Below are 26,437 nucleotides of genomic sequence, written 5' to 3' on the forward strand. Positions count from 1 at the left end.
AAAAATCAGAATAGCTAAGGATATGAAGAAAAAAAGTCTGCCTTTTAGCTTGATTGCAGAAATTACCGGCATTTCTGAAAAGAAGATTATGGCTCTGTAACATATTTAATATCGCTCTTATTCTAGACTATAACAAAAGAAACAATATAGTTTCAGGATATGTACACTGCACTAAAAAGGCTCTCCACATTCAATAAAAAACTTGCAGAGAGTCCTTAAAAAATCTTAATTAATTTAGTAATTAGCCACAATGTTATTCTACATACTTTTAGAGATACCTTCGATTCATATCCTATCCAAAAAGGAATACTGATAGAGGTTTTACCCCTCTTTATTATGGCAAGAAAAAGTTATTCTATGAAAGTTTGTTATATATCTTATTACCAACAAACTGAACAGCCTGTACAAATATAATTAGAATTAAACTTGTAACTACCAGATACGCTGTATTTCTGGACTGATAACCATAGCGAATAGCAACATCCCCCAGACCTCCTGCACCAAGGGCTCCACCCATAGCCGAATAGCCTATTACAGAAATAAGCGTTAAAATTATACCGGAAATTATTCCCGGAACAGCCTCTTTTATAACTACCTTTCTTATTATCTGCATATTGGTCGCACCCATACTCCTTGCAGCCTCTATAACTCCCTTGTCCACACTGCGCATAGCTGTTTCTATGACTCTTGCAACAAAGGGAATAGTGCCTATTGTAAGCGGAACTATTGCTGCTGTTGTACCTATAGCCTTACCTGCTATAAATCTTGTAACCGGTATAAGGATAACCATGAGTATGATGAAAGGAAAACTCCTAAAAATATTTACTATAAAATCTAAAACACCATAAACTGCCTTATTAGGACTTAGTCCATCACTAGATGTGAGGGTGAGTACTATAGCAGGAATAAATCCCAAAACTACAGCAAAAAATGTTGAAAAAATACTCATATACAAAGTTTCCACGCAAGCTCTTAACACTACTTCATTCATCAGATTACCTCCCATTTCACACCCTGCTCCTTAAGGAAGGCAAAGACCTTGTCTTTTTCCTCCTCCTTAATCTGCACTGTAAGACTTCCAAGTACCGTTCCCCTAAAATCATCAAGTCTAGCCCAAATGATAGATGCCTCAACTCCAAGCTCCCTTGCCATCATTGCAATTACAGGCTTTCCAGCAGTTTCATTATCAAAGAAAATATGCATATTGATACCACCTTCCGGCAACATATCAAGATTTTCTCCAAGAAAATTTTTAACATTTTTATCCGGATTTATAAATATATCCTCCGGTTTACCCTCTGCAACCATTTTACCGTCTTTAAGAAATGCAACCCTTTCGCAAATTTGTTTTACCACATCCATCTGATGGGTTACAACTATAATTGTTATACCCATTTCTTTATTTATCTTCTTAAGTAAATCAAGGATTTCCCTTGTTGTCATAGGGTCAAGTGCAGAAGTTGCCTCATCACAAAGAAGTACTTTAGGATTTAAGATGAGTGCTCTTGCTATAGCCACCCTCTGTTTCTGACCTCCTGAAAGTTCGGATGGTCTCTTGTCGATTTTATCTAAAAGCCCTACCAACTCAAGCATCTTAGTAACCCTCTCCCTTACCTCCGGAGAATTCTCTTTCTTTCCTTCAAAAACCAAGGGAAGAGCTACATTCTGATATACATTCTTCCTTGATAAAAGATTAAAGTTCTGAAATATCATTGCCACTTCTTTTCTAAGTCCATTTATTTCAGTTGTATTTAATTCTTCAACCTTTCTTCCTAAAACCTCCACACTGCCTGCACTAAAACTTTCAAGCCTATTAAGACAACGGAGCAAGGTTGATTTTCCAGCCCCACTATGCCCAATTATCCCATAGACTGTACCGTCTTCAATCTGAAGACTCACATCACTCAATACCTTTATATCCCCATAATTCTTCTCTAAATGATTGATTTTTATCATGTCTTCTCCATTTCTCTCTAAAGTCACATAGATAGGCTATATCTCCTATCAGAAACATAACCTATCTATAATTTTTCTATGGTTTTAGAATGCAGGAATTACCGACCCCTGATACTTCTCCTCTATAAACTTCTTAACTTCATCAGAGGTAAAAGCCTTTTTAATTGCCTGAATTTTCTCAGAATTTTCACTTCCTTTTTTTACTACCAAATCGTTGAAATACTGTTTTATAGATGCTGAATCAGTACTTTCAAGTATGAGGGAATCATTTTTAGGATTGAATCCTGCTCCAAGAGCATAGTTTCCATTGATAACCGCTGCATCTACATCGCTTAAAGTTACAGGAAGACTTGCTGCCTCTATTTCAGAAAAATTAAAGTTATGAGGATTCTCCTCAATGCTTGTAAGATTATAAAGTTCTTCTGTTTCTTTAAGTTTTATAAGACCATTGTCTGAAAGTAAGGCAAGAGCTCTGGATTCATTTGAACCGTCATTAGGAATTGCTATGGTTGCACCGTCTTTAAGCTCTTTAATGTCCTTAAGAGTCTTTGAATAGAGTCCCATCGGCTCAAGATGAATTTCTGCAACTGCTACAAGGTCAAGTTTTCTTTCCTTATTTTCATTTTCCATGTATCTGGTAGTCTGATAATAGTTCGCATCAAGCTCACCCTCCTGAACTGCTGTATTTGGCTGTACATAGTCATTAAACTCTACAACCTCAACCTTATACCCCTCCTTCTCAAGAGCAGGAACTACAGCTGCCTCTACTATCTCTTGATGAGGAACAGGAGTTACTCCTATCGAAATCTTCTTGTCATCAGACTTAGAATTTCCTAATGCTCCACAGCCTGCAAGCGATAAGACCAAAACTCCCGAAAGAACTAACGCTCCTATTTTCTTAAAACTAGTTTTTCTCATATATCTTATCCTCTTTTCTTTTGATGTTTTGTTTTATTTTCTATGAGCCATATTGTATACTATTCTTCTTGGTATTACAAATACATTATACCAATACTTTGTTATAAAATATTTTTATAATCTTTTTATTACCATATACAGATAAGATATTATCGTGTATAATAATACCTATAAAATGTATAATTGTATACAATATGTTAGGAGGAGGTCTATGGCTTACAAACTAAGTATTACACCTGAAATTGAGAGGCTTACAGAAATATGTCTAAATAATTCACGAATCAATACTGAACTTTATAAAGAACTTGATATAAAGCGAGGACTTCGTGATATTAACGGTGCAGGTGTAAGGGCAGGTCTTACAAAGATTTCAACTATCAACTCTTTCAAAATGATAGATGGAGTGAAGACTCCCTGCGAAGGAGAACTTTATTATAGAGGTATAGACATCCATGAGCTTACTGATGGATTTATAAATGAAAAACGCTTTGGTTTTGAGGAAATGACTTATCTTCTCCTCTTCGGAAAGCTACCTACAGATAATGAGCTTGCTGATTTTATAAAAGAGCTTGCAAGCCAAAGAGCCCTTCCACGCAACTTTGTAAGGGATGTAATTATGAAAGCACCTAGCAAGGACATGATGAATACTCTTGCAAGAAGTGTACTTACCCTTTATTCTTACGATTCACTTGCAGACGATATTGCTCTGCCAAATGTTATGCGTCAATGCCTCAACCTCATAGCAGTCTTTCCTATGCTCTCGGTTTATGGCTATCATGCCCATAATCATTATAATAATGGCAAGAGCCTTTATATACACCAGCCGAAAAGATCGCTTTCTACAGCCGAAAATATCCTCAGACTCTTACGCCCTGACAAAAAATATACTGAAATAGAGGCAACTGTACTTGACCTTGCTCTCGTACTCCATATGGAACATGGCGGCGGTAACAACTCTACCTTTACTACTCATGTAGTAACTTCATCAGGAACAGATACATACTCCGCCGTAGCCGCTGCCCTCGGCTCTTTAAAAGGCCCTAAGCATGGTGGTGCAAACATAAAAGTTATGGGTATGTTTGAAGATCTTAAAAATACAGTAAAAGACCTTACTGACGAGGATGAAATTGCCAATTACCTCAGAGGACTTTTACATAAAGAGCATTTTGATAAAAAGGGACTGATCTACGGTATGGGGCATGCTGTATATTCCATTTCTGACCCTAGAGCAAATATTTTCAAGGGATATGTAGAAAGGCTTGCAAAATCCAAAGGAAATGATGCAGACTATGCTCTTTACAGCCTTGTAGAAAGGCTTGCACCAAAAATAATTGCCGAAGAAAGACATATATACAAGGGAGTAAGTGCAAATATCGACTTCTATAGCGGTCTTGTTTATCATATGTTAGGACTTCCTCCTGAACTCTACACCCCTATCTTTGCCTGTGCAAGAATTACAGGTTGGAGCGCTCACCGACTAGAAGAACTTATCAATACCGATAAGATAATAAGACCTGCTTATGTAAGTGTACAGGATAACGAATCCTATGTATTAATGAAGGATAGATAAAACTTATCAAAAAATCAGGCTGTATACTAACAATAAAAATTAGTACACAGCCTGATTTTATCAGCTAAGCTCCACCTTAATTGCATCATAAGGCTTGAACTCATCGTAAAGATCATAAATATTATGTCCTGTATATTCACTCAATAGACGTTCATTAAGTGAATAATATCTTACAAATCTTTTATCCGAAATAGCCGTCCAATGCTCTATGTTCCAAGTCATATATCCATCCGGATCTGTCGTATTTTCTTTAAGAAATACATCCACCTGTCTTCCGGCAACCATTATATCAATCAATCCCTTTTCATCAAGTTCCACTGTATTTTTATTTACAGTGTCATAGACCTTTAACTTTTCCATTTTTCTTCTCCTTGTAAAATATTGGATTTTCTCAAATGATATTTTTACAGAATATCATAGAAATATCTAACATGATATGCCTATTTATAGTTAAAGTCAATAATTAAGTTTATACTTAAACGTTTACTATAATTTAACCCTCATTATCACATCACCTTTTCTTACCTTTCCTGTTTCCCTATAAATAATTTCTTTACATTCATTCGGATTACAGATAACAATAGGTGTAATTATACTATATCCTGCCCTCTTAATACTCTCAATGTCAGCAGTTAAAAGGAGAGTTCCGGTTCTTATACCTGCTTTTCTGCTCACTTTAGCCTCAAAGCCAACTCCTCCTAAATTAACTGTATCTATTCCAACATGTATGAGTATTTCAACTCCCTCTTTAGTGGTGATGCTTATGGCATGAAGAGTAGGAAAAATAGAATTAACTATGCCTCCTACCGGCGAATATACATTACCATCTTCAGGGATTATGGCAACTCCTTTCCCTAAAGTCCCCACGCTGAATGTAGTATCAGGCACATTTTCAATACCTATCAGCTCACCACTCATAGGTGCCAGTATCTCCAATTCTTTCTTTTTTAGAAACATAACCCCTCCATATATACAAAGGCTGCATTTCCCTCTCAGTTTATTCTATATAACTTTGATAGAGAAATGCAACCCTTTAACAAAATTTCTAATACAATTTTTTAATATTCATTATTAGGTTTAGCTTTTCATTTATAACATCTTATTTACTTCATCAGCAACAAACTGCACCTTAGGTCCTATAACTACCTGAACTGAAGTCTTGCTAGGTCTTATTATACCTGCAACACCTGCAGATTTAATCTTCTTTTCATCAACTGCTGTATAGTCCTTAACTTCAATTCTAAGTCTTGTAATACAGTTATCAACTGATGTAATATTAGCTTTTCCGCCAAGTCCCTCAATGATGATTTTTGCTACTTCTGTAAAATCTCCATTTGAAAGTACTGCTTTCATTTCTTCTGCATTATCAGCATCATCTTCTCTTCCCGGTGTCTTAAGATCAAACTTAACTATAGCGAATCTGAATACTACATAGAATACTACAGCTGCAGCTATTCCTAAAGGAATTATGAGCCAGGTCTTCTGTGCAAGTGGAAGCTGTGAGCTGAATACAAGGTCAGTAAGACCTGCTGAGAAAGAGAAACCACCTCTAAATCCAAGAGCAACTGTTACTATTGTAAACACACCGTAAAGTATAGCATATACTAAGTAAAGAGCTGGAGCAAGGAACATAAATGCAAATTCAAAAGGCTCTGTAACACCACAGATAAATGCACAGATAGCTGCTGCTCTTAAAAGTGATAATGCATATTTTTTCTTTTCAGGCTTAGAAGATCGAATCATTGCATAAGCAGCCGCAGGAAGACCGAACATCATACAAGGGAAGAAGCCTGACATGTACATACCTGTAACCCCAGGTGTACCTGTATTTCTCCAGAAATTTCCAAGGTCATTGATTCCTGCTGCATCAAACCAGAATACTGAGTTAAGCGCATGGTGAAGGCCGAAAGGAATAAGCAAACGGTTAAAGAAGGCATATATACCTGCTCCTACCGCTCCAAGGCTTACTACCGACTTACCAAAACCTACAAGTCCTCCGTATATTACAGGCCAAATAAAGAAAAGTATACCTGATACCACTACCGACACAAGTGCTGTAACAATAGCTATGGAACGCTTACCTGAGAAAAATGCAAGAGCATCAGGAAGTTTTGTATTCTTAAACTTGTTATAGCATACTGAACCGATTATACCTGCTAAAATACCAATGAACTGGTTCTGTATTTTACCAAAAGCGACATTTGCTTCTGCCTGTGTTATAATAGCGATTGTACCCGGATTAAGTAAGGTAGTCATCATAAGCCATGATACAAGACCTGCAAGTGCTGAAGTGCCGTCTTTATCATCAGCCATACCAACTGCAACACCTATGGCAAAGAGCCATGACATGTTGTCAATAAGAGCTCCACCGGCTTTAATTAAAAAGAAACCGATAATTTCAAGTGTACCTGTGATATCACCACCCTGCATAGCATGAGGTGAAATAGCATAACCGATACCCATAAGAATACCTGCAACAGGAAGGCAGGCAACAGGCAGCATCAAAGAGCGACCTAATTTTTGCAAATACTTCATCATAATATTCATTCCCCTTTCTTTGCTAAACCCAAATTATTTTTGTCTTTAGAAATTTTCTTTCAAAAAAGCCTCAAGTACTCTTGCAGCCTCTTCTTCATCTTCACCCTCAGCAGAAATCACAACACTGTTTCCCTGCTTTACACCAAGGGCCATAACCGCCATAAGCCTTTTTAAATCAGCTTCCTTCCCGCTTTCTTCATTCAGAATTTTAATATTGCTTTTAAAGGATGCTGCCTGTTTTACTAAAAGTCCGGCCGGTCTGGCGTGTATCCCCGCCTCAGCCTTAACGGTATAAGTAATAGATTGCATACTCTCCTCCTTTCTTATATATTTCTTACGGCTTTTCTAAGCGAAAGCACCTTTGAAGGAGATACTGATAATTCATCAATTCCCATATCTACAAAGGTTTTGGTAAGTTCTAAGTCACCTGCAAGTTCGCCACAAATTCCTACCCATATACCATTTTTATGTGCGTTGTCGCAGGCCATTTTAATAAGAGAGAGAATAGCCTTATGGTGAGGCTTATAAAATTCTCCCAATTTCTCATTCTGCCTATCTACTGCAAGTGTATACTGTGTAAGATCATTTGTGCCAATACTGAAAAAATCTACTTCCTTTGCAAGTTCATCACTAATAAGTGCTGAGGCAGGAGTTTCTATCATAATGCCAAGTTCAGGACTCCCAACTTCCTTACCTTCTAAGATAAGCTCTTCCCTAACTCTTACTGCAATTTCCTTTATCTTCCTTACTTCATCAACAGAAGTTATCATAGGAAACATAATTCCTACATTTCCAAAAGCTGCTGCCCTATACAGTGCTCTAAGCTGAGTCTTAAACAATCCTTCATTATTTAGACAAATTCTGATAGCCCTATAACCAAGTGCAGGGTTTTCTTCTTCCACCAATCCAAGGTAATCCACCTTCTTATCTGCTCCAATATCAAGAGTCCTTATAATTACCTTCTTTCCTTCCATCTTTGCTATTGCTTGCTTATAGCTTTCGAACTGTTCCATCTCACTAGGGGCTTGATTTCTTCCAAGATACAAAAATTCACTTCTGAAAAGTCCTATTCCACCGGCATCATTTTCAATAACTGCATCTACATCTTTTTCGCTGCCGATATTTGCGTAAATATTAATCTTTCTGCCATCCTTTGTTACATTGTCTAACCCTTTTAAAGTATTAAGTTCTGCCCTTGCAAGACCTAGTTCTGCTTTAAGTTTTCGGGCATTTTCAATAACCTCGTCACAAGGCTCTACATAAAACTTCCCTGCCACTGCATCTGCAATAGCAAATTTACCATTGAATTTTGATAGATCTTCTAAATTAAAGTCTACATTAACAAGTGCCGGTATATTCATACTTCTAGCAAGGATAGCCGTATGAGAATTAGAAGAACCTTTCTCTGTGACAAATGCCAAAACTTTAGACTTATCCAAGTTAATTGTTTCTCCGGGAGTAAGGTCTTCCGCCAAAATAATAACAGGCTCACTACTTTCAAGCGACACCTCAGCCTTTCCCGTAAGCTTTCTAATTACTCTTTTAGAAACATCTATTACATCTACAGATCTGGCCTTCATATAGTCATCATCCATATCTGCAAATGTTTTTGAAAATAACTCTCCTGTAGCAAATACTGCATACTCAGCATTTACTCCCTCATCCTTTATAAGCCTCTCTATATTTTCAATATAATCCAAATCTTCAAGCATCATCTTGTGAATGTCAAAAATCAGTGCATTTTCCTCTCCAACCTTATCTATTGCATCATTATAGAGAGTTTCTAGCTCTTTCTTTGCAAGATCCAGAGCATCATTAAGCCTTTTTAATTCCTTATCAGTATCTTCTACTGACTTTTTTTCAGGCTCACTCTCTTCTTTTGCAAATACTGCTATATTGCCAAGTGCAACTCCCGAAGATACACTATTCCCCCTAAATTCTTCCATTATGTCCTCCTGATTATATCTGAATCTTCATGATTTCATCACCTTGTTCTACATCCCCAGGTGCTGAATAAGTTATATTTTTGAAATCATCAGGATTACATACTATTATAGGTGTTTCCAAGGTATAACCCTTAGCTTTGATACCTTCAAAGTCTGCCACAATCAAAAGATCTCCTGCCTTTACATGCTTTCCATCTTCTACCTTTACCTCAAAGCCTTCTCCCTTAAGATTGACAGTATCCATTCCTATATGTATAAGTAAGTCCACACCCTCTTTAGTTGTAATGCCAACTGCATGTCCTGTTATAAAAACCGTTGTAATCTTTCCGTCAACAGGAGAATATATTTCATTTCCCTCAGGTATAATTGCTACACCTTTTCCCACCATTTCCTCACTAAAAGTCATATCCGGCACATCTTTAATACTGATAAGCCTTCCTTTTACCGGTGATACTATTTTTACTTCCTTCTTCTTAAAAAACATGATTTTCCTCCCAAATATTTAATCAAATAAATCTTTAACTCTTTTTATCTGAATTGTAAAATAAAGTTTTTCTTCTTCTGTAAAACAACATTTATACTCTTTTTTAACATAAGTATTTATTTTTTCTGTCAGTTCCCACTCATTAGGATAATTCTCTTTTATAAAGTTATAGAGTTTTTCATCGCATTTATCTTTAATCGGCTGTGCCATCACAAGACGGCAACTAAGCATTTTCAAACTGGTTGCAAAACTATCCTTCTCCATTCCTTCTTCTTTTAAGCCGGTTATCTTTTTAGAAATTATGTCCAGCATATCACCTGTCATTTTAGTTATAACCCAAGTATCACGAACTTTAATACCAAATTCTGCATTTACAAAATGAATAGCTATAGCTGCTGCCTCTTCTTTAGGAAGTTCATAACCAAGTCTTTTATAAATTAATTCCACAGCCTGCGTACCAACTACATATTCTTTTGGGAAAAACCTTCTCACCTCATTTTCCATAGGTATCTGAAAAAGCTGTCCCTCTTCTTTTCTCCTTATCGCAAAGCTAATGTGATCAGTAAGCGTAAGATAAATATTAGGATGGAGCTCTGTATCCAGTTTTTCTTTTGCAAATGAAATTATCTCATTTGACACCTGTAAATATTCGGGTGGAATACTTACTAATAAATCCTTAAACTGCTTTAATGCTGCCTCATCTTCTATGGTAAAAATTTTATCTATCTCTACATCTAATAAGACATCACCCTTTTTTCTACCAAAAGCAATTCCTCTCCCCATAACAACAACTTCTTTGCCGTCATCATCCCTTGAGCTTACAACATTATTATTGATAATCCCTTCTATAATCAATGTACTTCTCCCAATATAAAACACCGTCTGCCTGTTTTTGTTGAATAAAAATTCTAAGTAAATTTCCTATTCAATAAAAAAAGCCAAACTTTACAGAATATTAACCTGTCTGTAAAATTTGGTTTTGCCCTTATCGGTAACAATCCGTCAAAATTTATAAAATTATTATACTATAGTATTGTTACATTGTCAATATTGTTATACATATCACCTGTAATAACTTGACATAGCTCATTCCACTGGCAGTCTCCACATATTTCCTCCCTCTTCCCTGCAAGTAAAATATTGTCATACACTGCCTTTTTAAAATCTAAATACGGCAGAACCATCCCATCAGACAGTCCACACCTCTTTAGAACCTCCCTATCATACAACCCCACCTTATCTGCACTTTTACATACTCCACAAGCATTGTGCGGACATTTTGAACAAAGTTCATCCGTACCGACAGAAAGATATACAAGTGGATTCTCCTCAAGAATCGGTATCATCTCCTTCATATGAGCTGTAAATTCTTCGCTGTAGCCTTTACCTTTAAAAAATGCTATACACATCCCATGATGGGGACGGATTTTGTATTTATATTCCATTCATTTATCTATCCTAACATAAAATGTATTTCTTCCAGAACCCTGCTTGCGAACAAGTCCTTCTTCGGTTAATTTCTTTAATGATGCAAGAACTGAAGACCTTCCAATATTCGGACAATGTCTAATTACTTCCGCACTTGTGAATTTTCCGAGCTTTTCTTCTATATATTTTTTAACAATATCATAAGCTAAACTACCTACACCTGTCTCTTTTAATATTCCGGTTCTTTCCTCAAACTCCTTATAACAGGCTAATATAACTTGTAGCATATATCGTATAAAAGGAGTTGAATCATTTTCCCCTTCATGCCATTTATAATCTGATTCCTCAAGTACAGAATAATATCTGTCTTTTGTCTTTTCTATTTGCTTCTCAACACTTATATACTTTCCCACTTCGTATCCATTTTTATATAAAAGCAATAATGTAAGCAATCTACTCATTCTGCCGTTTCCATCATTAAATGGATGAATACACAAAAAATCGCAAATGAATGATGGTATCACAATTAGAGCATCTATTTCCTCGCTTGCCAAGACTTGTTCATAAGCAACACATATATTGTCTATCGCTTCCGGAGTTTCGTGTGGAGATACCGGAGTAAACCTTGTGCTAACACTTCCATCCGGCTGAGTTTCATTTATATAATTTTGTACATTCTTAAATCTTCCTCCATAGGAAACTCCTGATTTTTTAAGCAACTCCTTATGAAGCTGAAGTATATATGAAGAACGAATCGGTATATACTCGTAGCTTTCATGAATTGTATTTAATACATCCCGATATCCCATAATTTCATCTTCATTACGGTTGCGTGGTGTAGTTTTATCCTTAAAGAGCTGTTTCATTCTTGTACTTGTGGTAACTATTCCTTCAATTTTATTTGAAAACTCTGTACTTTGTATCTTTGCAATTTCCACAAGTCTTTCCAGCTCTACCGGCTTTTGTCTTACAAACAACTCCTGCCTACCTTTACATTCATGTATTTTTGCGATAAGATTCATTATATCAGTATCCCAAGTCTTTTTTGCAAGCTTTCTATAATTAAAATCTCTCATGTTATCTCCTTTCGTCCAAATTCATAGTCTTTAATCCAATTATAACAGTTTTTGGACTATATTGCAATTATATCGGACGAATATAATCTACTTTTCAACTCATTAATAAGCAGCTCACCCCAAGACACAACATATATTTCTATTATTACCTTAAGCAAGTTTATTATTACTTCTTAAACTCTTTTAATACATAACAATGTTCCACTTTTCCCACCAGCTTATCCCCTTCAAAATCAAGCTCTATAACATAAGGCATCCAGTCTATAATTCTTAAAAAATCATCACAACCAAAACCCTTATCATAAAAATTAAGTATTGTACTAAGTGCAGTTCCATGTGTACCAACTACAACTTCCTTATCTATATTATCTCTTAAAATCTCAGTCAAGGCTCTCATGTTTCGCTTCTGCACCATAGCAATAGATTCTCCGCCTTCTTCGTGATAATTATGGTCATCCCAGCGTTTCTGAAACATTCCATGATTGTTACCGTTTACTCCTTTTTCACGCTCTCTTAAATCTTCATCTGTTATTATGTCCTTACCAAAAAAATCGGCAGAATCAGCAATCGTATCCATACTTCTTTTATACGGACTGGAATAAAATGCGTCTATATGTTTATCTTTTAAAAATTCAAATACAATGGCTGAGTCTTTTTTCCCCTCTCCCGTAAGCGGTCTTGTTCTGTCATCTTCCCAAGCATGTTCAGGCTGTGCATGGCGCACAAAATAAATTTTTGTCATAATATATCTCCTCGTAATCAACTAGTTTTCTTCTTAATCCAGTTTACCACCAATCTGTTAACTTTTCCATATTTTACGAGTTCTATTCTGTATTTTTCAGAGTTTTTACCCGACACTTTTCAAAACTTTACTGGCTGTTTAATTTATTACACTTTTTCGTTGTAAAAAATGTGATATCAAAACACTTTTTCGTTGTAATTTTTGTTTTAATATAATATACTCTATATATAATTAGTTTTAAACTCTGTTTTGATTTTATATGGAGGTAGGCAATGTATAGGAAATTAATAGAAGAACTTTATAAATGGAAAGATAAAAAGAATCGTAAACCCCTTATTATCGAAGGTGCAAGGCAGGTCGGAAAAACTTGGCTTATGAAAGAATTTGGAGATAAGGCTTATTCAGACTATATCTATATAAATTTTGACTCCAACTCTGTAATGGCAGATTTATTTTCCACTGATTTGAACATCGAACGAATTATAATGGGGATTGAACTTTATTCAGGAAAAAAAGTCAATTCTGCTAATACTCTGCTTATATTCGATGAAATACAGGAGGTACCAAGAGCACTCGCCTCGTTAAAATACTTTTGTGAAAATGCCCCTGAATACCACATTATATGTGCAGGCTCTCTACTTGGAATTGCACTTCATAGTGGAACCTCATTCCCGGTTGGCAAGGTGGATTTTTTGAATCTTTATCCACTTACCTTCAAGGAATTTTTGATAGCTGTTAAAGGTGAACGCTTTGCTAAGCTGCTGGAAACCTCTGATTATTCAATAATTACTTCTTTTAAAGAAACTTATATTGAAACACTTAAACAATATTACTTTGTAGGTGGAATGCCGGAGGCTGTTCAAAATTTTATAGACGAAAAAGATTTTAACGAAGTAAGAAATATCCAAAAAAAAATACTTATGGCCTATGAGCAAGATTTTTCAAAACACGCACCAAATGATATAGTTCCTAAGATAAGAATGATTTGGAACAGCATTCCTTCACAATTGGCAAAAGAAAATAAGAAATTTATCTATGGACTTGTGCGTGAGGGTGGAAGAGCAAAGGACTTTGAAACTGCAATTATGTGGCTTAGCGATTGTGGACTCATTCATAAAATAAGCAGGGTAAATTCAGTCGGAATACCACTAAAGGCCTACGAAGACTTAAAAGCTTTTAAGTTATTCCTTGTGGATATCGGACTTCTTGGCTGTCTAACAGGTCTGTCCAGTCAGACTATTCTTTATAAAAATGAATTATTTACGGAGTTTAAAGGTGCAATTACGGAGCAATATGCCTGCCAACAATTAAAGTCCGTTTCTGACTTAGGACTTTATTATTACACCAACGACAGAGGTTCCTGTGAAATTGATTTTGTTATCGATACAGGCGAACAGGTTATTCCTTTAGAAGTAAAAGCAGAAATTAATCTAAAAGCCAAAAGCCTTAAAACTTATCGTGAAAAATTTAACCCTAAGCTCTCCATCCGTATGTCAATGGCTGACTATAAAGCTGAAGATGGCCTTATCAATCTTCCCCTTTATATGGGAGAAGATATTTTTCATATAGGCAAACTCCCTATATTATCTTAATTTTTTAGTATAATTTTTTTAAATTATTTACCATATATTTGACATAATAAAATATAAAAATAAAAATATTATAACAAGTTAAATATACCGTTAAAACAAGGAGGAAAGCTATGAAAAGTATCAGAAAAATTTTTCTGACTGTATTATCAGTTGTTGCAGTAATTACAGTATTTACAGCTTGTGGAAACAGTAAGGATAAAGAAAAAGCACAAGATTCGGTGAGCAAAGATTTAATTAAAAGCAATGTATCAGATGAAAAAGCAGGAAATGAGGATAATAACTTAAATTCTACAGTAGATGCTGATGTAGCAAGGATAGATAGTTCAAATACTGAAAAATCATCTAAAAATAAAAGTGAAGTGAAAAAGATTCGAATGGTCATGGTAGATGACAGGAAATATAGGGATATGGGCTGTGCTCTAAGTGTATTAAAATGTGGTACAGCAGATGGAGAAATTCGTACAAGCAATGATGAGTCCCCTAAACAAAATGATGAATCAAATTTTGGTACAGGATATAAATATCAGAAAGCAGGTATTAAATATTTATATGTGAAGATAGATAATAAATGGCAAGTTTTTCAAGATGGTGCAATAAGTTCTTTAGTAATACCTGAAGGTGTGGCACATTTTGAGGCGGAAATAATAGAAGGAGATAAGGAAAGAATATTAGTTAAAATTACAGATTTACCAAATGAATTTAACTATATTTTCGGAGATAAAAAGGTAGATGAAATAAAACCTGTACAGATAACTCTTAAAGATTTAGGTGTATCCAATGGTATTAAAAATATAAAAAAAGATAAGTTACCGGGTAAAAGGATACAGGTGTGGTTTAATGGGGAAATAAAGGGTGATAAGTCTGAGATGTCAAATCCTATAGAATTGGGAGAAATATATGATGCAGTATTGGCTGCGGAGGAAAAATAAAGCGATACCGCTACTCTTAGCATTTTCTCCTTAACCAACACTGCCTTCCGGAGAATGAAAAAACAAGAATTTATCTATTGCATAAAAATCCCCAAGACCGATGTTATTATCCAACAAAAGTCTTGGGGCATCTTACTTCTTAATCATCAAATTCGCTTACAATAGCAGATACCGTCTGCTTTGCATCACCATAAATCATAACTGTATTATCCATAGTAAAGAGAGGATTTTCTATACCTGAGAAACCTGTTCCTTTACCACGCTTAAGCACAAATACTGTTCTTGCCTGATGTGCGTTAATAATAGGCATTCCGTAGATAGGACTTGTAGTATCGTCAAGGGCGGCAGGGTTTACTACATCGTTTGCACCTATGACTATTGCCACATCCGTCATAGCCATCTGAGGGTTCATCTCATCTGCTGTTTTAAGCTTCTCATAAGGAATATCAGCCTCTGCAAGAAGTACATTCATGTGTCCCGGCATTCTTCCTGCAACCGGATGAATAGCAAAGTTTACTTCTGCACCGTTATTTTCAAGTTTTTCTGTAAGTTCCTTAACTGCGTGCTGAGCCTGTGCTACTGCCATACCGTAGCCCGGTATAAATACTACATTTTTAGCAGCTTCAAGTATCATGTATGCATCTTCAGTAGAAATAGCCTTCGCCTCTCTGCCATCTCCCTTGCCTGCACTACTGCTGCCTCCGCCAAAACTGCCAAAGAGGAGATTATAAAAACTCCTGTTCATCGCCTTACACATAATAAGTGTAAGTATGAGTCCTGATGTACCTACAAGACAACCCGATACAACAAGTACTGTATTATTTATAGCAAAACCTGCAAATGCAGCCGCAAGTCCTGAGAGAGCATTGAGGAATGAAATAATAACCGGCATATCTCCTCCGCCGATGCACACTACTAAGGTAAGACCGGCTATAAGATAGGTTGCAGTAACTAAAACAATACCATAGAAACCAAGCTCTCTATCTAAAAAGACATACATCACAATGCCGACTATACCTGCTATTACGAGTATTCCGTTCAATAAGTTCTTTGCAGGTATTGTAATCTGTTTCTTAAATAACTTTCCCGAAAGTTTACCCCAAGCAACAATAGAGCCTGTGAATGCAACTGCACCGATTGCTATTGTAAGACCGAGGGTAATATCGGTAAAGGCATCTGTCTTAGACCCATCGGTAGACATATACTGTGCAATAGCTACAAGAAGTGATGAAAGACCTCCAAAACCATTGAAAAGAGCTACAAGTTCAGGCATTCCTGTCATTTCAACCTTTTTAGACCAAATAGCCCCTATAATTCCTCCCACTGCTATTGCCAAAATGATATAAAAATAACCATTTTTTAATATGTCATTATTCCAAGAACCAAGTACATCCTTTTCACACATTACGGTAACGGTTGCAATAAGCATACCGACCGCAGACATAAAATTTCCTTTTCTTGCTGTCTCTGCTTTACCTAACAGCTTGATACCCCTGATAAAGAAGATGCAGGCTATCATATATGAAACCATTATTATGTTATTCATTTAACTCTTTCCTTTCTGCCTCATTATTTCTTTTTCTTAAACATACCAAGCATTCTGTCTGTTACCATGTAACCGCCGATTACATTGATGGTAGCAAATACTATTGCCAAAAATCCCAGTGCTGTACCTATTGGTCCTTCTATGTTTAAGGCTGTCACTGTAATTGCTCCAACTATGGTTATTCCCGAAATGGCATTAGTTCCCGACATTAAAGGAGTGTGGAGCTGTGATGGTACCTTTGCAATAAGCTCAACTCCGAGGAAACCTGCAATTACAAATACGAATATAAGCATTATCATAATCTGTATTTCCTTTCTTTATATAAATCTTTCATGGATGATTTTTCCATTCTGAGTCAAAAGACAGCCCTTCATTATCTCATCATCAAGATTAACTGCCAGTTCATTTTTCTCCTTATCATGGAAATGTGTTAAGAATGCACTTATATTGCCCGAAAGCATAAGAGATGCATCAAATGCCACCTGTCTTTCAAGCATATCACCTGACATAATAGTTACTCCATTTTCAGTAACTACATTTTCAAACAGCTTAGAACCCTCCACATTACCTCCGGTAGATACTGCCATATCTACTACAATAGAGCCCGGCTGCATACGGTCAAGCACATCCTTTTTTATAAGTACAGGTGCTTTTCTGCCAAATACCTTAGCAGTGGTAATAACTACATTTGCTTTCTCACACACCTTAGCCTGTGCTTCCTGCTGCTTAGCTATCTGCTCAGGAGTAAGCTCCTTTGCATATCCCTGCTCAGTCTGTCCCATTTCACCAAGGTCTATCTTCACAAAGTTTGCTCCAAGTGATTTTACCTGCTCTTCTACAACAGGTCTGGTATCAAATGCATCAACCCTTGCTCCAAGACGCTTTGCCGTAGCTATCGCCTGAAGTCCGGCAACTCCTACACCTATGATAAATACCTTGGCAGGAGAAATAGTCCCCGCCGGAGTCATCATCATCGGGAAAATTTTAGGAAGTTTTGCAGCTGCATTAATGACTGCAACATAGCCTGCAAGAGAGGCCTGTGAAGACTGCACATCCATCTTCTGAGCAAGTGTTGTTCTAGGTATCATTTCAAGTGAAACTGCCTGAATGCCACTGCTTGCAAAATTATTCAACAGTTCCTTTTCATTAAAAGGGTCTAAGTAACTTAAATGGAGAGTATCTTTCTTAATCCCCTCTATACTCTCAGGCTTTAATATACGCACTACTATCTCGCTGTCCACATATCCAACTTCATTGCTTGCCACAATCTCAGCTCCTGCCTCTTTGTAAGCCTCATCTGAGAAACCGGATTTAATACCGGCACCACTTACAACCTTAAAAGAAAAACCAAGTCCTATAAGTTTTTTAATATCAGCAGGCACCATAGCCACTCTTGTTTCCAGAGCATCAGCTTCTTTACAAACCAATACCTTCTTCATATATAATGTCCTTTCTAAAATATTATAATTAATGCGGATAGTATATAATAATAAGAGTATGTATTTCAACTTTTTTAGTTCATCAAATTTTATTTCGTTGTAATCTACTAAATTTATAGTTAGTTAAAACTAATTTTTATTCAATTATTTTATGATGTGGGCGTCAAAAATATAAAGGTTTGATACAAGCTTGCTTATAAGATAAGTTATTATCTTCCAGTACCCACATTATTTTAAAAAATTTAAGGTTATTTATAGAAGTTTATGTTTTATTCTAGAGCCTTTTAGTGTATAATATCCCTTGTATTACTATATTGAGGTTAGGAGGTATTATATGTTCCTTAAATTTAATTGCCTGTCCGAAGGAAATACTGAATCAACTGAGATTTGCTCATTCCAAGGAATAAGATTTAATAAAATAGGTTTTGCTGTACTTTCAACAGAACATGTGAGGCATGATTATCTTTTGCCTATGGATATTTCTGCTTATGACAACTTTTTAAGATTATTAGAAAAATCCATTGCGAGTGGAGCTACAATTATTGAAGTAACAGGCGGTAATGTCTACAGAGTTGTAAAAGGTAGTTTTCTTAATGTTAAAGAGGCTAAAACTGCCAATTTCAGTATCAGAGTATCTGACTCTAAGAAGTCATGAATTCCGAACTACAAAGCAGCAGATTAATTTTGCGCACATTAGATGAAAGCTATGCTCCTGCTGTTTGTAATTTTTATAATAAAAATTATGACTGGCTTTCAGCATGGGAACCCAATCTTTCAAAACACTTTCTTTCAATACCGGCGATGGAAAAATTTATGAAGGCTGAATTCAAAAATATGCTCTTAGAAACAAGTTTAAGATATTGGTTTTCTCTAAAAACTTCCCCTAACATACCTATAGGTTCTGTTAATTTTCAGGGCATTAAAAAAGGGGTATTTAAATCTTGTCAAATAGGATATAAAATTGACCGAGATTTTTCCGGAGAAGGGCTTACTACCGAGGCTGTAAGGTGTGCAATTTCACATTTATTTACTGACGAAAAACTTCATAGAATTGAGGCTCTTATCGCAACTGATAACCTAATTTCTATAAAAGTTATTGAAAATTTGGGATTTTCTAAAGAAGGTATCAAAAGAGAATGTGTAAATATCAACGGAAACTGGAAAAACTGTTTTCAGTACTCTTTATTAAATGGAGAATTATAAAAACGGAGTATGTCTTGCACATACTCCGTTTTTTGCTTTTATAAACTAAATTTAGATACTTCACTCTGAAGTTCCATCGCAATATTAGCAAGATTCTCACTAGCCTGTGAAATATCTGCAATAGACTGAACCTGAGTATCCACACTTGCTGATGCCTCTTCTGTTGTAGCCGCATTTTCTTCGGCTATAGCAGATAAGTTTTCAACAACCTTAATCACATTACTGTTTTCCGTTTCAATAGTCTTAGAAGATTCATTAATTTCATTTACAATTACCTTAGAATTTTCTACCGCCTTAGAAATCTCCTCAAACTTATAACTGGTCTCACTAACTTTTTCACTTTGCTCAGTAACCATTTTATTTGAATCTTCCATCATGTTAACCGCAGATTCCGCCTTTATTTTCAATTCATCAATAACAGCTCTGATTTCATTAGTAAATCCTGCACTCTGCTCAGCAAGTTTTCTAATCTCATCAGCAACTACTGCAAAGCCTTTTCCTGCCTCACCTGCTCTTGCTGCTTCTATTGCTGCATTCAGAGCAAGGAGATTAGTCTGGTCAGAAATAGACTGTATCATCTCAGATGCACTTGAAATCTTTTCAGTAGCCATACTGGTTTCATCTATTACACGACTAACCTTAGCTGAAACTTCTTTATTTTCATCCGAAATCTTGATAAGCTCCCTAAGTGTAGCATTACCTTCATTCTTGCATTTATCAATTGTTTCAGTTGCATCAGAAAGCTCATGTAAAGTTTCAATCATTTTACTAAGAAGTGAATTAGCTTTTTCAACCGAACCTGCAGCACTCTGTGTATCCTGCGCTTGACTTGTAGCACCATCAGCTATATTAGTAACTGCTACTGATACATCATTTGCCATATCAGAAGTTGCCTGAGCTGTAGCTGTAAGTTCCTCTGCCGTAGCTGCAGTATTCTGTGCATGAGAATTAATATTTGATACAATCTCAGTAAGATTATTGACCATGAGTCTGATAGATCTGACCATAGCGCCAATTTCATCCGGACTCTCTCTATACTTAGTAAGAATTTCTCTTTCTTCTGATGTATCCAGATTGTAATTAGCAAGCTTTCCAATAGCTTTTTCTATAACCGATATAGGAGTAGAAACATAATACTTTATAAGGAAAAATATTAAAACTGCAATTCCAATTATTGTGATAATATTTAAAAATATATTCAAATACATATTTTTAACTGCATCATGTGTAAAATTTGACATTGAAACTATGGCAGAAAATGCCCAGTTTGTATCTACACCTTCAACATCAACCGGTACAAATATAATTTGGGATTCTTTTCCTGTTGTTATTGATTTTTGTACTTCCAAAGCTTCACTGCCTGATTTAGCAGAATCAAAAAGTGTTTTTAAACCAGCGTTAGATGAAAGTGCATTTTTTAACAATAGCTCTTTATTGGTAGAATGTGCAGCAATGACTCCTGTATCTGAAAGCAATACTGTGAATTTATTCTCACTATTGCCCTCTTCAGCTGCAAACTCATCAGATAAGCCGGTTAGATCTATGTCTACATTTATTGCACCTATTATTTTACCACCAAACTTTATTGGCATACCATAGGTTGTAGCTATATTACCTCTAAGCTCATATGGCTCAAGCATAATAGTTTTACCTGAATTAATTACAGTAGTATACCAATCACTTTTGAAATGATCATCTTCAAAATTTACTTCATTTCCTGTAACATATACAGCAAAGGCTCCACTTTTATTTGCACCTTTGATATTTTTTGCATCTTTACCATCAAATGCATCATGGTCAAAAAATACACCCACACCACTTATATAGCTATTTTCTGAAATTACTGTTTTAAGAGTATCAATTATTACTTTTCTACTTCTTTTTCCTTTTTTATTGTTTTGCATCTCGGCCTTAATTACCGAATCAATACCTACTGCCGCCTGATAAGCTGATGAAAACTGTTTTTCTACTTTACCTGCCAACTTTCTTGTTCCTTCAAGCTCTATACTTCTCCTGTCATTTACATTGGTACTATAGCTGCTAACTGTATCATAAACTGTTTTTATGCCTAATACCACTAGCAATAATATAGCAATAATAAGGCTCAGTTTTACACCAACACTTTTAATACCTTTTGGAGCTGCCTGACTTTGTTTCATTTAATTCATCCTCCCAATATTTTTTCCTTATAATACATATGAGCTAATAAAACAACACACTTATCATCGTAGATTTACTTTATTCTACTATCAGAATCATTAATTTTCAAGCCACTTTATCCTATAAAACTATTTTCCTAATAAGCCTAATTTTACCTGAATTAATCATATCATTTTTATAACTAAACAACAAAAGAAACTCTTATATAGAAAGTAACTTTAGCTTTTATCCGGCTATAGCTTAAACTGAACTTCTATCTCTTCTTTTAATTTCTTCTGCCCTTTAGATGCAACTTTCTTAGTAATATGGAGGGTATAAACTTCGTCTTTTGCATAAGGCTCAAGAGGTTCTATCTGAACTTCATTTCTTGACGAATCATAGCTTATATCCACCTTAAGCATACCCGATGCTGAAGTCACATACATGGTATTGCTATTTACTGTCCTTGGGTCTAATGGAGTATTGAATCTCACCCTCCATACAAAATTACCTGTCTTAAATTTAAGCGACTGCCTTACCGCCATGTCAAGCCCTGATGTGGATTCAATATCAACATAATTTGACATAAGCATTATCCTCCAATTCATATAATTTTACGGCATTATTAAATGTTATTTTTATAACTTCTTCTTTTGAAACACCTAAAAGTCCGGCAATTTCTTCTGCCACATAGTTTATATTACCTGAATCATTCCTGTTTCCTCTATGTGGTACCGGAGCAAGATAAGGTGAATCAGTTTCAAGCACAATGTGTTTAAGTCCTAGTCTCTTGACTGTTTCCTTGGTTTTTTTAGCATTTTTAAATGTGACTACACCACCTATACCAATGTAAAAGCCAAGCTTTACAAACCTCTCTGCCATCTCCGGAGAGTAAGAATAGCAGTGTATCACCCCTTTGTTGTATCCAAATTCTCTGAGCAAATTATAGGTATCTTCTGCTGCATCCCTACTATGTACGACAACCGGTTTATTTAACTCTTTTGCAAGCCTTAGCTGTTCTAAAAACCAATACTTCTGTCTCTGTTTCAAGATGTCATTTTTATCACCGGCCTCTCTTTCAAAATAATCAAGTCCAATCTCACCAATCGCAACTACTTTAGGATTAAGTGCCAAATTCTTAATTATTTCTATGCCCTTCCCTTCAGGTAGTTCTTCAAGACAGCTTATTACATCAGGATGAACTCCCACTACAGCTAAAACCCTCTCAAACTCTTCTGCAAGTCTTACTGAATTTTTGCTGGTTTCTATATCTGCCCCTATATTAGCTATGAAAGAAATATCCGTAGCTAACAGACGGTTTATCAATTCTTTTCTGTCTTCATCATACCATTCATCATCATAATGTGCATGAGTTTCAAATATTTTATATTCCAAATCCGTTCCAACCTCTAATCAATTATATTGTTTGCAAGGACACTCACCTTGAACAGGCTTAAATTTAGCTCCCATTGAGTTCTTGTACTCATCATAACCAAACTTTACATAATTCAGATTCTTATACCCCTCGTCCTTAAGGAGATTAAATGCCATACCTGACCTATTTCCAAAATAACATATAAGATATATCTTATAGTTTTTGCCTGCATATTTATCTAAATAGCTTAACATTCTGACACCGCCATCTGTATAAGGCATATTTATAGATTTATCTATATGTCCGGCTTCGTAATCTTGTTCATCTCTTAAGTCTATCAATAATGTATGTTTATCACCAATTGCCTCGTTTAGCTCATCCACTCCCAAAATAATATTGTAACTTGGCTTTGGTGCGGTCAAAAGAACCGCTGTCACGGTAATTGATGCCAAGGTTGCTATTAGCAAAAATAAAATTATTCCTTTAACAATTTTTTTCTCTTCGTACATTAAACACTTCCTTTATCAAATTATTTTTTGGTAAATACATCACTGAGACAAGCAAATTCTTTTAGCGTAAGTGTTTCCCCTCTTATAAGCGGATTCTGCTTCTTACCTAAAATTTCCTGCATCTTAAGTATAGCTTCTGTAATCTCCTCTTTAGTAAAATCAAGTTCTGACGAATTGGCAATGCCATTTTGCAGCGTTTTTCTCCTCTGTGCAAATGATGCCTTTATCAACTTAAACATCAGTTCTTCATCTTCTACTTCTACTATCGGTGTTTTATGGCACTTAAGATTTACTACTGCACTCCCTACCCCCGGACGGGGCATAAAACAGTTAGGCGGTACAAAGGCTGCCAAATAAGGATTAGCATAATATTGGACAGCAAGTGAAAGCGCTCCGTAGTCCTTACTTCCGGGGCCTGCCTGCATTCTCCTTGCAACCTCCTCCTGCATCATAAGTGTCATATCGGTAACAGGCACTCTTTTTTCAAGCAAGGTCATAATTATAGGCGTAGTTATGTAGTATGGAAGATTGGAAACTACTTTTATAGGTTTTCCTTCATTCTTTTCCTTTACAAGCTCCGCTATGTCTACTTTTAAAATATCTTCATTGATGATTTCCACATTATCATAGGCAGACAGTGTATCCTTTAGTATCTTTATAAGTTTTCTGTCTATCTCTACTGCAACTACCTTTCTTGCTGCCTCACAAAGATACTGGGTTACTGTACCTATGCCGGGGCCTATCTCAAGTACAAGGTCTTCCTTTCCTATATCTGCTGCATCTACTATTTTTTCAAGCACATGAGTATCTATAAGAAAGTTCTGACCAAATTTCTTCTGAAATGTAAAATCATACTTTTTAAGTATCGCTATTGTATTTTGTGGCTGTCCTAAATCTGCCATTAAATCTCCTCTACTTAACGAATTTCTGCTCCACTTGGCATCATATTTTCAGGGGTCATAAGTGAAAGATTGCCCTCTGCATCCTCTGCACAAAGTAACATTCCCTGCGACAGGACTCCTGCAAGTTTAGCCGGCTTAAGGTTGGTAAGCACCATTACTTTTTTCCCAACCATTTCTTCTGCCTTATAATTTTTTCTAATTCCTGAAACTATCTGTAAAGTTTTACTTCCTACCTTAACCTGTGAACAAAGTAACTTCTTTGACTTAGGCACTTCTTCACACTTTATTATCTCTCCCACCTGAAACTGGCATTTCATAAAGTCATCAAACTCTATCTCAGGCTTAGCCTCTAAGTTAATTAGCTCTGTATCTTCCGGTTTAGTTTCTCTTCCAAGCAGTTTATCAAGCGACTCCTTAGCCTCTGTCTCGCTTATTTTTCCTGCTTTAAGCAGATTTTTTATAGCAATTTCTCCTGTCCTTACAAACTCTTCCTTCTGCCTTGCTACTATTTTTTCCGTTTCTGCAAGCACTTCCTTCACATCTTTTCTTGCAAAAAGCATTTCAGGATTCTCCGCCACCTTTGTACCTACTTTTAACAAACCGAATTTATCAAGGTCATCTAATTCTCTGAGTTCAGCGTTAAAGGCCTGTTCTATTTTTTTTGCCGTATTAGGCATAAATGATTCCAAAAGTGATGCACCTATAATTATGCTCTCTGCAAGATTGTACAGCACTGTTTTAAGCCTAGGTAATTTTTCTTCATCTTTTGCAAGTATCCATGGCTCTGTTTCATCTATATATTTGTTACAACGCTTAAACAAGGTAAAGATTTCTGTAATTGCATCTGCCACACGAAGTTCCTTCATTTTATCAACTACCTTATCTTTACAGCTTACAGCTAAGGATTTAAGCTCATTATCTACCACTTCTTCTACAGTTGTAGAATCCATTATTCCGTCAAAGTATTTATTACTCATTGCAACAGTCCTGCTTACAAGGTTTCCAAGAGTATTGGCAAGGTCTGAATTAAAACGCTCTACCATAAGTTCCCAAGTTATAACTCCATCATTTTCGTAAGGCATCTCATGCAATACAAAATAACGAACTGCATCCACCCCAAAAAGATTTGCCATGTCATCTGCGTATATAACATTTCCTTTGGACTTACTCATCTTCTCTCCACCCTGCAAAAGCCAAGGATGACCAAATACCTGTTTAGGAAGAGGTACATCAAGAGCCATAAGAAAAATAGGCCAGTAAATTGTATGGAAACGAATAATATCCTTACCTATAAGATGTAAATCAGCAGGCCAATATTTCTTATATAAATCACCATGGTTTCCATCAGTATCGTATCCAAGACCGGTAGTATAGTTAGTTAGTGCATCAAGCCACACATAAACCACATGGTTTTTATCAAAGTCTACCGGTATGCCCCACTTAAATGAAGTTCTGGATACACATAAATCCTGAAGACCCGGAAGTAAAAAATTATTCATCATTTCATTTTTTCTTGAAACAGGTCTTATAAAATCAGGATTATTATTTATATGCTCTATAAGTCTATTTGCATACTTGCTCATCTTAAAGAAATATGCCTCTTCTTCAGCAGGATGTACCTCCCCATGGCACTCAGGACATTTTCCATCTGTAAGCTGTGAGTTAGTATAAAATGCCTCACACTCAGTACAGTACATTCCCTTATAAGCACCCTTGTAAATATCTCCTTTATCATAAAGTTTCTTAAATATCTTCTGCACCTGTTTTTCATGGTCTTCATCGGTAGTACGGATAAATCTGTCATAAGTAGTGCCGCAAAGATCCCAAAGACGCTTAACCTCTCCTGCTACACTATCTACGAATTCCTTAGGTGTCTGTCCTGCCTCTATTGCCCTTGTTTCTATCTTCTGTCCATGCTCATCTGTCCCTGTCTGAAACCTTACATCATATCCTTCTTTTCTCTTAAATCTTGCAATCGCATCTGCAAGTATAATTTCATAAGTATTTCCAATATGTGGCTTACCCGAAGTATAGGCTATCGCCGTAGTAATATAGTATGGTTTTTTCTCTGACATTTTCTTCTCCTAATTCTTAATATAAGTTTACCATTTAGTCTACTTTCAAGACTTCAATTTGTCAACTATA

27 protein-coding genes are annotated in these 26,437 nt (G+C 35.9%); 5 read left to right on the forward strand and 22 right to left on the reverse strand.

Annotated features, from left to right (window positions below; translation table 11 throughout):
* Positions 1 to 355 precede the first annotated feature (355 nt).
* The 3 genes from ACTTG8_RS03375 to ACTTG8_RS03385 are packed head-to-tail and all read right to left on the reverse strand — an operon-like array spanning position 356 to position 2,874.
* Positions 356 to 991 (reverse strand): methionine ABC transporter permease, encoded by a 636-nt coding sequence (locus tag ACTTG8_RS03375; protein WP_442560714.1) that lies wholly within the window; start codon positions 989 to 991, stop codon positions 356 to 358.
* Complete coding sequence (locus ACTTG8_RS03380; protein WP_442560715.1) at positions 991 to 1,983, reverse strand: methionine ABC transporter ATP-binding protein; 993 nt, start codon at positions 1,981 to 1,983, stop codon at positions 991 to 993. The genes ACTTG8_RS03375 and ACTTG8_RS03380 overlap by 1 nt, the downstream gene beginning before the upstream one ends.
* Positions 1,984 to 2,040: 57 nt before the next feature.
* Positions 2,041 to 2,874 (reverse strand): MetQ/NlpA family ABC transporter substrate-binding protein, encoded by an 834-nt coding sequence (locus ACTTG8_RS03385; protein WP_442560716.1) that lies wholly within the window; start codon positions 2,872 to 2,874, stop codon positions 2,041 to 2,043.
* A gap of 211 nt (positions 2,875 to 3,085) precedes the next feature.
* On the opposite strand from ACTTG8_RS03385, the gene ACTTG8_RS03390 reads away from it, so the two are divergent.
* The gene (locus tag ACTTG8_RS03390) at positions 3,086 to 4,444 is read left to right on the forward strand and encodes a citrate/2-methylcitrate synthase (protein ID WP_442560717.1); all 1,359 of its coding nucleotides are present in this window, start codon (positions 3,086 to 3,088) and stop codon (positions 4,442 to 4,444) included.
* A 60-nt stretch (positions 4,445 to 4,504) separates the two neighbouring features.
* Here ACTTG8_RS03390 and ACTTG8_RS03395 read toward each other — a convergent pair whose 3' ends face one another.
* The 10 genes from ACTTG8_RS03395 to ACTTG8_RS03440 form a co-directional block, all read right to left on the reverse strand.
* Complete coding sequence (locus ACTTG8_RS03395) at positions 4,505 to 4,804, reverse strand: hypothetical protein (protein ID WP_442560718.1); 300 nt, start codon at positions 4,802 to 4,804, stop codon at positions 4,505 to 4,507.
* Between the two features lie 126 nt (positions 4,805 to 4,930).
* Entirely contained in the window at positions 4,931 to 5,401 is a 471-nt protein-coding gene (locus ACTTG8_RS03400; RefSeq protein ID WP_442560719.1) for a PTS sugar transporter subunit IIA, read from the reverse strand.
* A gap of 132 nt (positions 5,402 to 5,533) precedes the next feature.
* Complete coding sequence (nagE, locus tag ACTTG8_RS03405) at positions 5,534 to 6,982, reverse strand: N-acetylglucosamine-specific PTS transporter subunit IIBC (protein WP_442560720.1); 1,449 nt, start codon at positions 6,980 to 6,982, stop codon at positions 5,534 to 5,536.
* 45 nt (positions 6,983 to 7,027) lie between these two features.
* Positions 7,028 to 7,291 (reverse strand): HPr family phosphocarrier protein, encoded by a 264-nt coding sequence (locus ACTTG8_RS03410; protein ID WP_442560721.1) that lies wholly within the window; start codon positions 7,289 to 7,291, stop codon positions 7,028 to 7,030.
* Between the two features lie 14 nt (positions 7,292 to 7,305).
* On the reverse strand, positions 7,306 to 8,928 hold the full coding sequence (gene ptsP / locus ACTTG8_RS03415; RefSeq protein ID WP_442560722.1) for a phosphoenolpyruvate--protein phosphotransferase: 1,623 nt from the start codon (positions 8,926 to 8,928) through the stop codon (positions 7,306 to 7,308).
* A 13-nt stretch (positions 8,929 to 8,941) separates the two neighbouring features.
* Complete coding sequence (locus ACTTG8_RS03420; RefSeq protein WP_442553399.1) at positions 8,942 to 9,412, reverse strand: PTS sugar transporter subunit IIA; 471 nt, start codon at positions 9,410 to 9,412, stop codon at positions 8,942 to 8,944.
* Between the two features lie 18 nt (positions 9,413 to 9,430).
* Positions 9,431 to 10,267 (reverse strand): PRD domain-containing protein, encoded by an 837-nt coding sequence (locus ACTTG8_RS03425; protein WP_442560723.1) that lies wholly within the window; start codon positions 10,265 to 10,267, stop codon positions 9,431 to 9,433.
* Between the two features lie 170 nt (positions 10,268 to 10,437).
* On the reverse strand, positions 10,438 to 10,857 hold the full coding sequence (locus ACTTG8_RS03430; protein WP_442560724.1) for a DUF1284 domain-containing protein: 420 nt from the start codon (positions 10,855 to 10,857) through the stop codon (positions 10,438 to 10,440).
* Positions 10,858 to 11,916, reverse strand: a complete 1,059-nt coding sequence (locus ACTTG8_RS03435) for a Fic family protein (protein ID WP_442560725.1) — start codon at positions 11,914 to 11,916, stop codon at positions 10,858 to 10,860.
* A 166-nt stretch (positions 11,917 to 12,082) separates the two neighbouring features.
* Positions 12,083 to 12,658, reverse strand: a complete 576-nt coding sequence (locus tag ACTTG8_RS03440) for a histidine phosphatase family protein (protein ID WP_442560726.1) — start codon at positions 12,656 to 12,658, stop codon at positions 12,083 to 12,085.
* A gap of 272 nt (positions 12,659 to 12,930) precedes the next feature.
* Between ACTTG8_RS03440 and ACTTG8_RS03445 the strand changes: the two genes are divergently transcribed.
* Positions 12,931 to 14,250 (forward strand): ATP-binding protein, encoded by a 1,320-nt coding sequence (locus ACTTG8_RS03445; RefSeq protein WP_442560727.1) that lies wholly within the window; start codon positions 12,931 to 12,933, stop codon positions 14,248 to 14,250.
* Between the two features lie 110 nt (positions 14,251 to 14,360).
* On the forward strand, positions 14,361 to 15,179 hold the full coding sequence (locus tag ACTTG8_RS03450; RefSeq protein WP_442560728.1) for a hypothetical protein: 819 nt from the start codon (positions 14,361 to 14,363) through the stop codon (positions 15,177 to 15,179).
* A 139-nt stretch (positions 15,180 to 15,318) separates the two neighbouring features.
* Here the strand turns inward: ACTTG8_RS03450 and ACTTG8_RS03455 are convergent, their stop codons facing one another.
* From ACTTG8_RS03455 to ACTTG8_RS03465, 3 genes are read right to left on the reverse strand one after another with little or no spacing between them, the layout of a single operon-like run.
* Positions 15,319 to 16,725, reverse strand: coding sequence for an NAD(P)(+) transhydrogenase (Re/Si-specific) subunit beta (locus ACTTG8_RS03455; protein WP_442560729.1), 1,407 nt, complete (start codon positions 16,723 to 16,725; stop codon positions 15,319 to 15,321).
* Between the two features lie 23 nt (positions 16,726 to 16,748).
* Complete coding sequence (locus tag ACTTG8_RS03460) at positions 16,749 to 17,024, reverse strand: NAD(P) transhydrogenase subunit alpha (protein WP_442560730.1); 276 nt, start codon at positions 17,022 to 17,024, stop codon at positions 16,749 to 16,751.
* 18 nt (positions 17,025 to 17,042) lie between these two features.
* Entirely contained in the window at positions 17,043 to 18,164 is a 1,122-nt protein-coding gene (locus ACTTG8_RS03465) for an NAD(P) transhydrogenase subunit alpha (RefSeq protein ID WP_442560731.1), read from the reverse strand.
* A gap of 334 nt (positions 18,165 to 18,498) precedes the next feature.
* Between ACTTG8_RS03465 and ACTTG8_RS03470 the strand changes: the two genes are divergently transcribed.
* Together ACTTG8_RS03470 and ACTTG8_RS03475 are read left to right on the forward strand one after the other, a co-directional pair.
* Positions 18,499 to 18,819: a hypothetical protein gene (locus ACTTG8_RS03470; protein WP_442560732.1), complete on the forward strand. Its 321-nt coding sequence runs from the start codon at positions 18,499 to 18,501 to the stop codon at positions 18,817 to 18,819.
* A 29-nt stretch (positions 18,820 to 18,848) separates the two neighbouring features.
* Entirely contained in the window at positions 18,849 to 19,367 is a 519-nt protein-coding gene (locus ACTTG8_RS03475; protein WP_442560733.1) for a GNAT family N-acetyltransferase, read from the forward strand.
* A 38-nt stretch (positions 19,368 to 19,405) separates the two neighbouring features.
* Here the strand turns inward: ACTTG8_RS03475 and ACTTG8_RS03480 are convergent, their stop codons facing one another.
* From ACTTG8_RS03480 to metG, 6 genes are all read right to left on the reverse strand, one after another.
* Complete coding sequence (locus ACTTG8_RS03480) at positions 19,406 to 21,526, reverse strand: methyl-accepting chemotaxis protein (RefSeq protein ID WP_442560734.1); 2,121 nt, start codon at positions 21,524 to 21,526, stop codon at positions 19,406 to 19,408.
* Positions 21,527 to 21,760: 234 nt separating this feature from the next.
* Positions 21,761 to 22,093: an Ig-like domain-containing protein gene (locus ACTTG8_RS03485; RefSeq protein WP_442560735.1), complete on the reverse strand. Its 333-nt coding sequence runs from the start codon at positions 22,091 to 22,093 to the stop codon at positions 21,761 to 21,763.
* On the reverse strand, positions 22,077 to 22,901 hold the full coding sequence (locus ACTTG8_RS03490) for a TatD family hydrolase (protein ID WP_442560736.1): 825 nt from the start codon (positions 22,899 to 22,901) through the stop codon (positions 22,077 to 22,079). Before ACTTG8_RS03490 ends, ACTTG8_RS03485 begins: the two co-directional genes overlap by 17 nt.
* Before the next feature lie 18 nt (positions 22,902 to 22,919).
* Positions 22,920 to 23,390 (reverse strand): rhodanese-like domain-containing protein, encoded by a 471-nt coding sequence (locus ACTTG8_RS03495; protein ID WP_442560737.1) that lies wholly within the window; start codon positions 23,388 to 23,390, stop codon positions 22,920 to 22,922.
* A gap of 20 nt (positions 23,391 to 23,410) precedes the next feature.
* Positions 23,411 to 24,292, reverse strand: a complete 882-nt coding sequence (gene rsmA, locus ACTTG8_RS03500; protein ID WP_442560738.1) for a 16S rRNA (adenine(1518)-N(6)/adenine(1519)-N(6))-dimethyltransferase RsmA — start codon at positions 24,290 to 24,292, stop codon at positions 23,411 to 23,413.
* Positions 24,293 to 24,306: 14 nt separating this feature from the next.
* On the reverse strand, positions 24,307 to 26,367 hold the full coding sequence (gene metG, locus ACTTG8_RS03505; RefSeq protein ID WP_442560739.1) for a methionine--tRNA ligase: 2,061 nt from the start codon (positions 26,365 to 26,367) through the stop codon (positions 24,307 to 24,309).
* Between the last annotated feature and the right edge of the window lie 70 nt (positions 26,368 to 26,437).

The sequence above is a fragment of the Catonella sp. genome (assembly GCF_052173895.1).
Classification (GTDB): Bacteria; Bacillota; Clostridia; order Lachnospirales; family Lachnospiraceae; genus Catonella.

Bases quoted from the DNA above. Each gene is read 5' to 3' on its own strand.
- ACTTG8_RS03375 (WP_442560714.1), bottom strand. From the start codon at position 991: ATGAATGAAGTAGTGTTAAGAGCTTGCGTGGAAACTTTGTATATGAGT.
- ACTTG8_RS03385 (WP_442560716.1), bottom strand. From the start codon at position 2,874: ATGAGAAAAACTAGTTTTAAGAAAATAGGAGCGTTAGTTCTTTCGGGA.
- ACTTG8_RS03390 (WP_442560717.1), top strand. From the start codon at position 3,086: ATGGCTTACAAACTAAGTATTACACCTGAAATTGAGAGGCTTACAGAA.
- ACTTG8_RS03395 (WP_442560718.1), bottom strand. From the start codon at position 4,804: ATGGAAAAGTTAAAGGTCTATGACACTGTAAATAAAAATACAGTGGAA.
- ACTTG8_RS03400 (WP_442560719.1), bottom strand. From the start codon at position 5,401: ATGTTTCTAAAAAAGAAAGAATTGGAGATACTGGCACCTATGAGTGGT.
- nagE (WP_442560720.1), bottom strand. From the start codon at position 6,982: ATGATGAAGTATTTGCAAAAATTAGGTCGCTCTTTGATGCTGCCTGTT.
- ACTTG8_RS03410 (WP_442560721.1), bottom strand. From the start codon at position 7,291: ATGCAATCTATTACTTATACCGTTAAGGCTGAGGCGGGGATACACGCC.
- ptsP (WP_442560722.1), bottom strand. From the start codon at position 8,928: ATGGAAGAATTTAGGGGGAATAGTGTATCTTCGGGAGTTGCACTTGGC.
- ACTTG8_RS03420 (WP_442553399.1), bottom strand. From the start codon at position 9,412: ATGTTTTTTAAGAAGAAGGAAGTAAAAATAGTATCACCGGTAAAAGGA.
- ACTTG8_RS03430 (WP_442560724.1), bottom strand. From the start codon at position 10,857: ATGGAATATAAATACAAAATCCGTCCCCATCATGGGATGTGTATAGCA.
- ACTTG8_RS03435 (WP_442560725.1), bottom strand. From the start codon at position 11,916: ATGAGAGATTTTAATTATAGAAAGCTTGCAAAAAAGACTTGGGATACT.
- ACTTG8_RS03440 (WP_442560726.1), bottom strand. From the start codon at position 12,658: ATGACAAAAATTTATTTTGTGCGCCATGCACAGCCTGAACATGCTTGG.
- ACTTG8_RS03445 (WP_442560727.1), top strand. From the start codon at position 12,931: ATGTATAGGAAATTAATAGAAGAACTTTATAAATGGAAAGATAAAAAG.
- ACTTG8_RS03450 (WP_442560728.1), top strand. From the start codon at position 14,361: ATGAAAAGTATCAGAAAAATTTTTCTGACTGTATTATCAGTTGTTGCA.
- ACTTG8_RS03455 (WP_442560729.1), bottom strand. From the start codon at position 16,725: ATGAATAACATAATAATGGTTTCATATATGATAGCCTGCATCTTCTTT.
- ACTTG8_RS03460 (WP_442560730.1), bottom strand. From the start codon at position 17,024: ATGATAATGCTTATATTCGTATTTGTAATTGCAGGTTTCCTCGGAGTT.
- ACTTG8_RS03465 (WP_442560731.1), bottom strand. From the start codon at position 18,164: ATGAAGAAGGTATTGGTTTGTAAAGAAGCTGATGCTCTGGAAACAAGA.
- ACTTG8_RS03470 (WP_442560732.1), top strand. From the start codon at position 18,499: ATGTTCCTTAAATTTAATTGCCTGTCCGAAGGAAATACTGAATCAACT.
- ACTTG8_RS03480 (WP_442560734.1), bottom strand. From the start codon at position 21,526: ATGAAACAAAGTCAGGCAGCTCCAAAAGGTATTAAAAGTGTTGGTGTA.
- ACTTG8_RS03485 (WP_442560735.1), bottom strand. From the start codon at position 22,093: ATGTCAAATTATGTTGATATTGAATCCACATCAGGGCTTGACATGGCG.
- ACTTG8_RS03495 (WP_442560737.1), bottom strand. From the start codon at position 23,390: ATGTACGAAGAGAAAAAAATTGTTAAAGGAATAATTTTATTTTTGCTA.
- rsmA (WP_442560738.1), bottom strand. From the start codon at position 24,292: ATGGCAGATTTAGGACAGCCACAAAATACAATAGCGATACTTAAAAAG.
- metG (WP_442560739.1), bottom strand. From the start codon at position 26,367: ATGTCAGAGAAAAAACCATACTATATTACTACGGCGATAGCCTATACT.